Annotated in this window: 9 protein-coding genes; 8 read left to right on the top strand and 1 reads right to left on the bottom strand. The window is 60.9% G+C overall.

The genetic code is table 11. The features are described from left to right. Nucleotides 1–51: 51 nt before the first annotated feature. Nucleotides 52–252, bottom strand: coding sequence for a hypothetical protein (locus DMP07_RS05265; protein WP_148039646.1), 201 nt, complete (start codon nucleotides 250–252; stop codon nucleotides 52–54). Nucleotides 253–381: 129 nt separating this feature from the next. Between DMP07_RS05265 and DMP07_RS05260 the strand changes: the two genes are divergently transcribed. The 8 genes from DMP07_RS05260 to DMP07_RS05225 all read left to right on the top strand — a co-directional run bounded on the left by DMP07_RS05260 (nucleotide 382) and on the right by DMP07_RS05225 (nucleotide 12,035). Then, nucleotides 382–639 carry a hypothetical protein gene (locus DMP07_RS05260; RefSeq protein ID WP_123198106.1) on the top strand — a complete coding sequence of 86 codons (258 nt, stop codon included), beginning with the start codon at nucleotides 382–384 and terminating at the stop codon, nucleotides 637–639. Between the two features lie 3 nt (nucleotides 640–642). Beyond that, on the top strand, nucleotides 643–1,632 hold the full coding sequence (locus DMP07_RS08930) for a signal peptidase I (RefSeq protein ID WP_211324518.1): 990 nt from the start codon (nucleotides 643–645) through the stop codon (nucleotides 1,630–1,632). Nucleotides 1,633–1,729: 97 nt separating this feature from the next. Then, complete coding sequence (locus tag DMP07_RS05250) at nucleotides 1,730–2,542, top strand: SipW-dependent-type signal peptide-containing protein (RefSeq protein ID WP_161957035.1); 813 nt, start codon at nucleotides 1,730–1,732, stop codon at nucleotides 2,540–2,542. Between the two features lie 245 nt (nucleotides 2,543–2,787). Next, nucleotides 2,788–3,474, top strand: a complete 687-nt coding sequence (locus tag DMP07_RS05245; protein WP_123198104.1) for a hypothetical protein — start codon at nucleotides 2,788–2,790, stop codon at nucleotides 3,472–3,474. 62 nt (nucleotides 3,475–3,536) lie between these two features. Then, nucleotides 3,537–9,428 (top strand): hypothetical protein, encoded by a 5,892-nt coding sequence (locus DMP07_RS05240; RefSeq protein WP_148039645.1) that lies wholly within the window; start codon nucleotides 3,537–3,539, stop codon nucleotides 9,426–9,428. Beyond that, a complete protein-coding gene (locus DMP07_RS05235; protein WP_123198102.1) occupies nucleotides 9,428–10,213 on the top strand; it encodes a hypothetical protein in 786 nt (261 codons plus the stop codon). The genes DMP07_RS05240 and DMP07_RS05235 overlap by 1 nt, the downstream gene beginning before the upstream one ends. 10 nt (nucleotides 10,214–10,223) lie before the next feature. Beyond that, nucleotides 10,224–11,126 (top strand): hypothetical protein, encoded by a 903-nt coding sequence (locus DMP07_RS08985; protein ID WP_244594877.1) that lies wholly within the window; start codon nucleotides 10,224–10,226, stop codon nucleotides 11,124–11,126. Between the two features lie 258 nt (nucleotides 11,127–11,384). Then, nucleotides 11,385–12,035 (top strand): YqhA family protein, encoded by a 651-nt coding sequence (locus tag DMP07_RS05225; protein WP_211324517.1) that lies wholly within the window; start codon nucleotides 11,385–11,387, stop codon nucleotides 12,033–12,035. Nucleotides 12,036–12,114 lie beyond the last annotated feature (79 nt).

The raw sequence follows: 12,114 nt of genomic DNA, 5'->3' as shown, positions 1-12,114 counted from the left end.
CCGTTCGCGGTTTTACGGATACGCGGCCGGTGCGCTGTTCGTTTCGGCGGCTTACTGAACGCCATTCGTGCCGTATGCGCGCGCGTGAAGAAGCTGGATAAAGCGGCGCAATGCCATCCTGTTTTCTGCAGAGGCCTGAAAAATGTTAAAAACTTCGCTTTTTATACCGCTCACCACGGATTTGCTACCGTTTAAATATTGAAAGGTGAAAAACATCGGATTGCCGAAACCATATTGCAACAAATTTTCCACAGTCTTATCATAGTGGAGTGACTTTATCTGAATAATCACTTGCATCACGTACGACAGACTGCCCGACCGACGGTCTGTCTTTTTACACTCTGGTAACTACTGTGCGGAAAATGAAGGGGGCGATTCCGCATGAAGGCTCTGCTGCCGGTCGGCTGCAATGAACGCACCGCTTTCGCGAGCGATGCGCCTTCGGCGATTCTTCCTTTCTGGGCCCGTGCGCTCATTTCGTGCCTCCTGGACGAAAATCGTTCGGGGGGGGGGTGCGACTCATTTAGCAATTCAATCGGCTTCAGCAAGCACATGCCGTCGTTCGACGGCATTTTTCGCGCGCGCCTTTGTCGGCGTGCCGGCTCGTCGTGCGTTCATGGATTCGGCACGGAGGGCTGATGCATGATTTCTCGTATTTGGAATGTCGTTCTGACGCTTCTGCTCATTGTTGCCGCGGCGCTGGCGATCGCTTTCGCGGGCGTGCGTCTGGTGGGCCTGACCCCTTTCGCGGTGCTGTCGGGCTCTATGGAGCCGCAGTATCCGGTGGGTTCTCTTATCTATGTGAAAGACGCCGACCCCGCAACCGTTCAGGTGGGGCAGGCCATCACGTTCGAAGATGGAGCCGACCGCCTGGTCACGCATCAGGTGTATGACATCGATTCCGAACAGCGCCTGTTCTACACGCAGGGCATCGCCAACGTGAACGATTCGGGCGAAATCATGCATGACGCCACGCCCGCGTCATGGGATGCGCTGGTGGGCGTGCCGGTGGCGTGCATTCCGTATCTGGGCTATGTGAACGATTGGATCACCCATGCGCCGGGCATCTATGTCATGGTCGCCCTGGTGGCCGTGATCATGGCCGTTTCGATCGCCATGGAGCTGCATCGCATGAGCGTCGAGAAGCGCCGTGCCGTAGAGCTTGAGCGCTACCGTCAGGACATGCAGCGCCGTTCGGGCGCGTATGCAGGCTGTGCGCAGGGCCGCAACCCTGCCGCTCCGCATGCCGCGCATGCCGTGCCGAACTACGCCCCGAACCCCGGTGCTCGGGGCGTGCCGTACGGAGCCGCTTCCCAGAATGCTTACGGCGCGCAGCCTTACGGCGTCGCGAGCCCTGCGGGCGTTACGACCGCATGCGACCCCGCCCGCGTTTCCTCGCCCGGCGCCGTGCCCGGCGCTGCCCCCTATGGAGCCCCTGGCGTCGCGGCGCCCCCTGTGCAGCAGGCCGGCTCCCACGACGGGCGCGGCATGGCTGCGCAGCCTTCCCCGTACGACCGACGCTTCGACCAGCAATCCGCGGACGCGTATGCGCCCGTCGTTCCCGTTGCCAGCAAGCATGCGGCGCATGCGCGTCCCGAAAGCGACGCGCGCCGATCAGGCCGACGACGATAAACCTTCAAGGACTAAGCGGCTTTCTCACGAAGCGACATCCATCGAATGCGATGTTGACAAAAGGATGCTTGTACAAGCAGCAAGGAAAGGAGAGGACATGGACACCTCGCAAAACACGGGAAAGAAAAGGACGACGCTGATCGTCGCCCTGGTGGCCTGCCTGGTGCTGGCCGTGGGCGCAGGCGTGTTCGCCTGGTTTAGCGCTCAGGACACTAAGACGAACACGTTTGTGAGCGGCACTGGCATCACCGACCCCGACGTGAAGCCCGACCCCAATCGGCCCACGGACCCCCATCCCGACCCCGATAATAACCCCAATACAGATGGTAAGATCGTCGAGACCGAGTGGAACGAGAACTCCCCGCTGGCTCCGGGTTCCATTACGCCGAAGAATCCCAATATGGGTATCGGTGGGGATTCCATGCCCGCCTACGTTTTCGCCATGGTCGAGAATACCTTGCCTGCCGACGCATATTTCGTGCTGGGCAAAGGCTGGAAGCCGGTAGAGGGCTACGTTACCGAATATAAGACTACGATCACGGTAGCGCCCGACCAAACTGTCATTGACAAACACCCCAGCATTACTGACCCCGATGCCAAGCTCTACAAGAGCGGCCTGTTCGTGTACGTGGGCGAGACCAGCGATTGGGCGATGCTTGCTCCGACGGTCGACCCCGCAGGCAACAAGGCGAATTACACCGGCGAGCTCTTCGATAAGGTCTACACCAGCTCTACGTTCGATAAGGGCCAGGTCACGGGTGACAAGAACACCATCAAGGTGAGCGCTTACTTTGCTGCCGCTTCTGGTGATGGCGAGTACACCGGCGAAAATAAGAACCAGCTCAAGGAAGAATCCAAGAAGGAGATTCTTGCAAGTGTCAAAGCCTGGGCTGCAAACGTCAAGGCCTAGTCACATTCCATTCGTCACTATGCGATTATTTCCATAGGTCGTCAAAAAATCCGCGACGGGATTTTCCCGTCGCGGATGCGGCGTTTCCGACGTTTGTTCAAGCTTGACCGGTTTATGCGTCATGCGTCGTGCAGGTGCATATGTGCGATACGTGGGTTTTCCTCGATATCCCATATATGCATTTGCATAAAAGATAAGGCCACGATGCACAAAGTGGCCCAATGGCCAGAAAGGGGGTCTGCCGCATGCCTGTTAAAGGAAAGCATGCCAAAGCCGACTCGACGAAATCGCGCATGATGCCATGGCTGGTCGTGGCCATGATCGCGTGCGCTCTTATTGTTGCCCAGACCCTCTCTTTCATCACGCGTGAAATACCGCTGCAGACCAAGGTCCAATTCGGCGACGTGGGAATCGTGACGCACGTTCTCACGAAGAATGCCGAGGGTGCCGAGGTCGAAGCTGCCGATGGCGATAATCTCGGCGCGCACGACGCCCATGTGAGCCGCATCCTGCGCGTGGAGAATACGGGCGATCATCCCGTGTTCGTGCGCCTGAAGGTCGGCTTCGAATACGCGAAAAACGTCGAAGGGCAGGGTAAGGATCAATGGAGTCCCGTCGACGCCAAATACGTCGGCTTCACCTGGAAGGACGAGGCCGATACGAATGCCGCATGGATCAAGCGTCCCGCCGATGCCGAGGGCAATACCGACGGATTCTTCTATCTGAACAAGGTGCTTCCGCCCAAGGGCGCACCTGATGATAAGGGGGCTCTTTCCGACCCGCTGAATATCGGCATCGATGTCGATACGGCGGGCATGATCGCCGAATACGGCGCCGATTGCACGTTCCGGCTTGTGGTGAAGGGCTACGGCGTGCAGAGCGAGAACCAGAAGAGCGAAAACGTACTCGAGGCGGAAGGCTGGGCAGAATGAAAGACCTTCTGAAAACGATCCTGAGCGCTCGTAAGCGAGCGGATATCCGAACGAACACGTGCATGCCCCGTGAAACCGCGGCATGCGAGGCGGCGCACAGCCCTCGCATGGGCGAGGGCGTTTTCGCATGCGGCACGGCCGGCGCGCTGGCGCGTTTCGGCGTTGCGGCAGCGGCTCTGATGCTGGCGGTCGCGGCCTTGTTCGCGGCGTATTCCTTCGTCGCCCCGCAGCAGGCGTTGGCGCTCGATTCCGCTGCCAAGGAGATTCATGTAAAAACCGTTGACGAGATGATGCAGCTCATCCGTTTGTCTCGCGGCATGGATGGCAGCTATGTGAGCTTCCAGGGTCAGAAGATCGTGCTCGACAACGATATCGACTTCAAAGTAATGCAGGACGGCGACGGCAAGATCGACCAGATCATTACCGAGCTGGGGTCGCTTACCTTCGGCGACAAGGGCCATCCGTTCAAGGGCGAATTCGACGGCGGCGGCAATTACATCAAGAACCTCAATTACAAGAGGAGCCTGTGGAAGCCCAAGGCCAACACCGGCCTGTTCAGCTTCACCGAAGACGCTTATCTGCATGACGTGCATTTTAAGGATTGCTATATCGGCGCCGACTTCCGCGGCGGCGTGCTGGTGGGCCAGGCGTGGAACACGCGCATCGAATCGGTGCGTATGGAAGACTGCACCATCTCGGTCACGCCGGCCAACAACGCGGTGTCACTCGTCACGAACGCAGGCATTATGGGCGGCATCGTCGCGGGCGAGCTGCGCGGCGGCTCGCATATGTACAACTGCACCGTGCAAGGCGGCCGCGCGGTGAACAACTCGGTGGTGGGCGTTTCCGGCCTGGGCGGCGAGGGCTTGTACCTGGGAGCGCTCGTGGGTTCGGCTGAGAATTCCGAAATCGAATACTGCCGCGTGCTGCCTTCCATTAAGTATTACGAGGACCGCAAGACGAATCCCGACGTAGACGTTTATGCGCGCGACGCCGACGGCCACTACCTGTACCAGACCGAGGTCTACAACCGCTACGAGGTTGCCGTGGGCGCCGTGTCCGGCCAGGGCGTATACGCTGGCGGCGTGGTGGGCTACGCCAAAGATGTCGACGTGGTGGACTGCTTCTCCACCGCATGGGTGCACGCCTGGGTTGCCAACTACGTCGGCGTGGGCGCCGGCAACATCGGCTACGTGGGCGGCATCATCGCGCATTCCAAGAGCGATGGCGATAACGGCACCACGAGCCAGGTCATTCGCAGTCACTATGCGGGCAACATGGAAAGCTACCAGTGGAACGCGGTGGCCGTGATCCCCATCATTCAGAGCAACGTGTACCTGGCCGGTCTGGTGGAGCGCGACTGGAACGAGGATACGCGCCTGTACAATTCGTATTTCAAACGTAACGACATCGTGGGCAAAGACGAGGCCATCAAGCCGTACCCGCAGGGCTATGTGCGCTCGCTGGGCGATTGGCTGGGCCTGAACCACGGCGACGGCAGCTCGGCCGAGGGCTTCGGCTACGGCCCGATCGCCGACGATGCGAAGTACGCCGACCGCCTGTTCTGGGAGGGCGAGGGCTACGACTTCGAGGGCGACGAGCTGCGCTATTCGCTAATCGACAATCAGGGCGAACCGCATATCAACAAATGGATCATGGACGATTACCTGGGCATTCCCGTGCATGGCGAATCGGTGCGCGCCACGCTGGATTTCCCTGGCGCGGGCGATGTGACCGTCTCGCAGTCCACGTTGGGCAAGGAGCAGAAGACTGCCGACCCGTATAACTTCGTCGTCCAGCCGGTGAGCGCCAATGAAACGGAACTCACGTTCACGGCCGCGGTGAACAACGATCGCGCCGCCAACCCGGCGCTGGCCATGGTGTCTTCCGATGCCAACGAGGGCTTCCGCTTCCAGGGCTGGTTCCGCAACAAGGGCGTGACGCCCAACCATATCCAGCAGGGCAGCCATGCGTTCTTCGATTCCATGGTTCCGCCCGCGCCCAGCGGCGATCAGGTGTTCAACAGCGATGCCGACAAGCTGAACCTGGCGTACAAGGCCGTGAACTCGGGCACGGGCGACCAGCGCAATGAGGAATTCTCTAACAGCGACTTGTTTGTGGCTTACTACCAGGCCCAGGTTCTGTTCCATGGCGTGAAGGGCGAGGTGCTCGATCTGACGGGCGCTGCGAACGCCGATACGTCGGATGACTGGTACAACCACCAGGACCTGCTGCCCGTGGTTCCCGAGCCCGCAGTGCGCGACGGCGTGGACGGCGGCGCGAAATTCCTGGGTTGGACCACGCAGAAAAACGGAACTACGCAGGGCGGCTGGCCGGACGTCACCACGTCCGAGCTCAACGACATGAAGGCCAACGGGCGGTTTTTCGAGGGCGGCGAGAGTATCGAGCGCCCCATGGACCTGTATCCCGTGTACGCTTCGCTTGGCATGAACGTGAATGTGATCGTGGAAGGCCACGAGTTGATCGCCGGCGGAGATACGAACATCCGCGAGAACGTGGCGGTTGGCAAGGTCGTGTCCGAGAACGGCCGATACAAGCTGACCATTCAGGGCTACAACTCCGACGGTAGCGAGATGCCCGAGGGCGAGCTGCCCGACGGCTACCGTTTCCTTGCTTGGTACGAGGTCGAGCTAGATGCGGACGGCAAGCCTGTGGTTGCCTCGACCACGGACAATGTGCTGCTGCAGGATTGGAACGACTGGACGCAAGGTCCCAAGGACAATGTTTTGGGAAAGCAGACCGTGTCGGCCAATACGTACAAACATGGCCTGAGGGTTTCTTCCGACCCGACGTACGTTATTCCCGCTGATGTCGATCTTACGCAGAAGCATGCGTATATCGCGCGTTTCGAATACCGCGTGGATTACTACGCCTTGAATCCGAATGCAACGCAGGATGGCAATAACACTCCGTATGTGTTCGCAACGACCTGGGAACCCTATCTCGGCACGTTCGCAGACCATCCCGGCCCCAATTTCTACAACTGGAAGCATCACCACTGGACGACGGACAGAATGTATGGCTACAAAAATTGCACCAAGGACGAAAAGCATCTTGCGCCGAATCAGCTTGCCGCGGGTATCGTCTCTCATACGCTGGTGAATGGCCACAATGTGGATGCCGGCGGCGCCTCGTACAATATGGATATCTATACGGACTTCCCCAATTCGGCGGAGTTGGACACGGGGCATCTTGCGAGTAATGGCCTCTTTACGCTGCATGCCACGCCCAAAGACGGATTCAGGATGCAGGGTGGAACGTGGATACGCGACGGGGATCAGGATTATACGGTTATTACCGATACGAGTCAGAAGCTGTACAAATGGCAGGTTGGCGCGATGTTCCCCAATACCGAGTATTGGATCGAGGCTCGTCTGGTTGCCGAGGTCGATTTCATGGACATCACTGGCGACCAACCGCTCAAGACCGTGACCCGCGCGTATGAGAAATACGAGAATTACGACCCTAATACCGCTGCGTATGAGAACCGTTATCAGCCGCTATTGATGAACGAGGACAAGGCGTATACCTATCGCTATCAGGTGCGCAAGGGCCTTCCCATCAGCGCGACGGAGTGCAACACCAAGGCCGACAAGTTGGCCACGTTGAGCGAAGCCAATCCGAGCAAGGATGAGATGCAAGCGAAGCGTCCCGGTTCGGTGTTCGTGGGATGGATTAACAAGACCGCGGTTTCCGAGGGTCTGATGACGCAGGCCGAGTACGAAACGGTGTACGACGAGGCTACACGTACGGCCAAGGTGTCCATCGATGCCATCACGCCATATATGGTGACCAATCGCGAGTTGTGCGAGTATCCTGCCACGCTGTACCCGGTGTATGCCGATTACAGCTGCGATACCACGACCAACATCACGCGCGACACCGCGCTGACCGACCCGGCTAAGCCCGCGATCGACCCCGCTCTGGCGGACGTTGCGATTAACCCCGACGGCACCAAGACCGTCACGGTTAAGGCCGATGTCGACCCTGAAACCGCGAAGCTGTATTCGCTCGTTTCCTGGACTATCGAAAGCCCCGAGGGAACTGCCGTCGCGACCATCCGCGCGACGGATGCCACGGGCGCGCCCGTGCAGGCGGGCGGCACCCCCGTGGGCAACGACAACGCGACGCTCAAGTATGCGATCAAGGCCGGCCAGCCGTACATGATCGTGGCGAACTACGAGGCCAACCGCGATGCCGAGCTCGCGGTGACCTATCACGTGCAGCGCGACGGCGCCCCTACGACTGTCGATGTGCCCAAGAAAGCGGGCTCCACGCTGGGTGCTGGCCCGGAGGCCGGCTTTGAGGTACATGATGCCGTGTTCCTTGGCTGGACCGAGCAACAGCCCGCCCAGGGAGACTATCTGATGCTCGACGCCGCCGACCCCAACCAAATGGTGACCAGCGGCACGATTGTCGCGCGTCCGATGGAGCTGTGGGCGGTCTATCGCCCGATCACCACGGGCGGCGAGGGCGATGCGAACGTCGACGTGCGCGTGAACTCGAACATCGATGCCGAGCATCCCGATCCGGATGACCATCGCCGCGCGACGGTGAAGATGGCTGACACATTGCAGGGAAAGCAGACCTACGTGGCCCTTGAGGCCGATGCGGTGGACGGCTACAGGTTCATCGGCTGGTACAAGGATTACAAGAGCATGACGGTCGACCCTGCGACTGGCAAGGTTTCGGTGGAGGGCGCGCTTGTGCCCGGCGGCCGCGTGACGGGCGACGAGATGTTCGCCGGCGACCTCTACACTGCGGTCTACCAGAAGACGCAGGTGTACAAGGTGGTCTACCACTTCCCCGACAGGGCTGAAGGCGACGTGCTCGAGTTCGATGAGAATGACGAGTCGGTGTTCGTCAAGAACGTCACGACCCAAAAGCCCGTGATCGGCCCAGACGGCAACCCCGTGCTCAATCCCGACGGCACTCCCCAGACGGAGGAGACGACCGTCGAAGCGACGGTCGTCGGTGGCGAGCAGACGGCTTCCATGGAGGGCTACCTGTCCAAAAAGGATGCTCAGGGCGATGTGAAGGAGCTCTTCAAGGAGTGGGAGTGGAAGAAATCCGACACGGAGATCGTGCCTTGGGACGCGTTCTGCAGGGATCGAATCGTCGCGAGCATGAAGGGCGCGAACGTGACCGAGATGCATCTGTACCCGGTGACGCATCGCCTGAACGCGCTTGACCAGAATGGTGCGCCGTATGCTGCTTCCAATCTGGTGTGGCAGATCGACCCGGCTGTGTTGGCGAAGCCCGACCCGGCCCCCGATACCATGCCTGCGGTGAAAATCGCGTTCGGTCCGAACACGCTTTATCTGGGCAACAAGCTCACCATCCATATGGACGAGGTGCACTACGCGAACGCTGTAAGCAGTCCTGTGAACGATGCGCCTGTGGGCTTGTACGACACCTTCGACTTCACGAAGGCCAAGCAGCTCGACCACAAGGTGACGGGTGCTGGCAATCAGGGCGAGGGCAATGCCGTGTTCCAGTTCGATACCACGGGCGAGCTGATGATCGAGAAGGTGGCTCCTGCTTCGGCCGACGGTTCCACATTCACCTTCACGGTGACGGAATGTCAGGCCGATGGCACGGTTCTGCCCGACGCGAAGAGCGCGACGGTTACGGTGACGGCTCAGAAGGCGGGCAAAGACGCCGCAACCGCCACGGCGAAGCTCAACGTGCCGTGGGGTTATTACAAGGTGGCGGAAACCGGCTGGGGTTGGCGCTACAACCCGACGTACGAGTTCCTGGAAAACGGCATGGTGCATGCCGACCGTCCCGCCAACGTGGTGTTGGTGCGAAGCCTTGGCACGGCCAAGGTGACCAACGCGTTGGCCAACGGCGATCATCTTGACGGCGAAGACCGTGCGAAGAACGTCTTCGGCAAGGGCAGGGTGCCGAACGAGAACGGAGGTGTGCAGTAATGGGACGCCATGATATGAACGTGCCGCGCGGCCAGGCGGCCGGGCGCGACCCTCGCGCGGTCCGCGCCGCGGCGCCTCGAGCGTCGGCATCGGCGTCGCGCACGCCGACGCCGCATCTTTCGGCCGACGAGGCGCGCCGCTATAAAAAGGCGGCGCGCGCCAAGGCCGCGTCGGCTTCGGCGCATGTTCCGCTGAAGCGCATCGCTGCGGTTTGCTGCCTGGCTCTTGCGCTGTGCGGCGTGGGCGGCGCCTTCGCGTGGTTCTCGGGTCAAGACAGCGTGCTGAACGTATTCACGAACGGCAAGGTCGACCCCGTGATCGGGGAGACCTTCGATGCTGCGGCCGTTGAGAAAAAAGACGTGAAGGTGACCAACGAAGGCACGGCCGACGCCTATGTGCGTGCGACGGCTTCGGTGTATTGGGAAGACGACGCCGGCAACCAGCTGTGGGAGGCTCCTATTGAAGGCACCGACTACACGATGGATTGGGGCAATACGCTTGCGGGCCAGGCCGACCCGCGCTGGATCGCGGGCGCCGACGGCTATTACTACTGGTCGCAGCCCGTGGGGGCGAAAGGCTCCACGGAGAATTTGATCGACGTGGCCACCAGGCTCACGCAGCCTCAGGGCAAGCATCTGGTGGTGGATATTGCCACGCAGGCGTTGCAGGCGAACCAGAAGGCTTTCGATGATGCGTGGGCGAAATCGAGCGGCTTGAGGGTCGACGCGGACGGCCGCACGCTTGTCGAAGCGGGCGCGCTCGCTCCCGTGCCGCCGGCGAACTAGGAGGGCGCACATGATGAAGAAGCTTCTTGCAAGGGCTCTTGCCGTTTGCGCCTGTGCGCTTGCCTGCGTGATGCCCGCCGTTGCGTTCGCCGCTCCGGCCGATGGCGGGCCTGCCGTGGTGTACGACGGCGCGGCGAAGGAGTGGCATGGCGAGAACCTGCAGGCCGTCGACGTTCTGGCGAACTTCTCCGAGGCCATGCCGGGCGATTCGCTGACGCAGGAGTTTTCCCTCGACGCGCGCCACGTGGGTCGAGAGGTGACGGTGTATCTGCGCGTTAAGGCCGATGAAGCGACGCTTCATGGTTTGGCCGCAGTGCCGTTCAAGGTGGTCGAAACCGCTTCTGCGGATGCTCAGGAAACCGTGCTTGCCGAAGGCGTTCTGGGAGACATCGCCGATCAGGGCAAGCCCGCCGCGAAAATCGCGACGTTTCCGAGCGACGGCTCCATGCCGCTGCGTATCGAGCTGAGCGTTCCGACGAGTTTCGGCAACGAATACCAGAACCAGGCGTATGCGCCTGAATGGGTGTTCATCGCCCAGGAAGAAGGCGGCGGGACGGGCCCCGACAAGCCGGTGGATCCCGACAGGCCCGTCGACCCGGATAAGCCGGTCGATCCCGACAAGCCGGTGGACCCTGACAAACCGGTCGACCCCGACCAGCCCGTCGATCCCGACCAACCTGGCGGGCCCGATAGCCCCGCAGGCCCTGACGGCACGGGCGGCGGCGCTGACGCAGGTTTGGGCGGCGCCGACGGTTCAGGCGGAACCACGGTTTCGGCCACGTTGAGCGATCTTTTAAGCAAGACCAACGACGTATCGGCCGTCACGGCCGCCGTGTTCGCCATCGCGGGCATTGTGGCTGCGGCGCTGGCGATCATCGCGATCATCCGCTTGAGGAGCAGCAAGAAGCGCTAAGGCGCGGCGCTTGGCATGCGGGCGCATCGAGGAATGCGGACGGCTTCGGTCGTTCGCATTCCTGCGTTTCGCCGGCCGTTCGAAAGCAACGTCATGCCCACAATCGGCCGTTTTGTGGCCTGAACGCCGCGTCGGGGATACAATGATGCGGCAAAGGGCGTTTTCGGCCGCGTTTCGCGGCTTCGCTTTGCGGGCGCCCCGCGTTACGACCATTGCGGGCATGCGCCCGTTTTCTCCGCACGAAGAACAGGAGGCGCCATGTCCGACGACATTCGCCCGAACCGTATCGACGCCGATCGCGCCGCGGCCCCCGCAGCGCAGGAGACCGCCCTGGAAAGGCCGACAGCACCTCAGGGCGCTGCATCCGAAGCCCCCTCGTCGCACGCCGACGAGCCGCAGATTCCCGAGGAAAGCCGCGGAAGGCGCCGCGAGCGCAAGCTGGTGGGCTACTCGCGCTTCATGGCCATCGTGCCTAGCGTCGGATTGTTCATCTCATCCATGGCGCTTACCATTTCCACGCTGATATCCACCGTCATGGTGACGTTCGAGGCGGCGTGCGGCAGGCTCGAAATGCAGGACATGCTGGTTGATTACATCGAGTTCGCCGACTTCTTCCTGCTTGCCGTGGTGCTCTATATCATGTCGGTGGGCTTGTATTCGCTGTTCGTCGACGATGGCATCGACATGCCCTCCTGGCTGCAGATCCGCAATCTGGACGACCTGAAGGAAAAGCTGGTCGGCGTGATCGTGGTGGTAATGGGCGTGTACTTCCTGGGCCTGTTAATCCACGGTACCGAGCCGATCGACCTGCTGCTGACGGGCATCGGCATCGGCGCGGTGGTGCTGACGCTTGCGTATTTCGTGCGCTATGTCATGGTGGCCCACAATAGCCATGATCGCGACAAATGATCGTCGCTGAAAAGAAAACCGACCCGCAAGGCGCGCCGTCCAGGCGCGCTTTTTTGCGCTCACGTGCTGTGTCGTGCGC

The organism is Slackia faecicanis (genome assembly GCF_003725295.1).
Classification (GTDB): domain Bacteria; phylum Actinomycetota; class Coriobacteriia; order Coriobacteriales; family Eggerthellaceae; genus Slackia; species Slackia faecicanis.
The sequence above is the reverse complement of the archived record's forward strand: the minus strand, read 5'-3'. Positions and strand labels throughout refer to the sequence as shown.

What these genes read in the sequence shown, in the direction of transcription:
- DMP07_RS05260 (WP_123198106.1), top strand. Translation starts at nt 382, where the DNA reads ATGAAGGCTCTGCTGCCGGTCGGCTGCAATGAACGCACCGCTTTCGCG.
- DMP07_RS08930 (WP_211324518.1), top strand. Translation starts at nt 643, where the DNA reads ATGATTTCTCGTATTTGGAATGTCGTTCTGACGCTTCTGCTCATTGTT.
- DMP07_RS05250 (WP_161957035.1), top strand. Translation starts at nt 1,730, where the DNA reads ATGGACACCTCGCAAAACACGGGAAAGAAAAGGACGACGCTGATCGTC.
- DMP07_RS05245 (WP_123198104.1), top strand. Translation starts at nt 2,788, where the DNA reads ATGCCTGTTAAAGGAAAGCATGCCAAAGCCGACTCGACGAAATCGCGC.
- DMP07_RS05240 (WP_148039645.1), top strand. Translation starts at nt 3,537, where the DNA reads ATGCCCCGTGAAACCGCGGCATGCGAGGCGGCGCACAGCCCTCGCATG.
- DMP07_RS05235 (WP_123198102.1), top strand. Translation starts at nt 9,428, where the DNA reads ATGGGACGCCATGATATGAACGTGCCGCGCGGCCAGGCGGCCGGGCGC.
- DMP07_RS08985 (WP_244594877.1), top strand. Translation starts at nt 10,224, where the DNA reads ATGATGAAGAAGCTTCTTGCAAGGGCTCTTGCCGTTTGCGCCTGTGCG.
- DMP07_RS05225 (WP_211324517.1), top strand. Translation starts at nt 11,385, where the DNA reads ATGTCCGACGACATTCGCCCGAACCGTATCGACGCCGATCGCGCCGCG.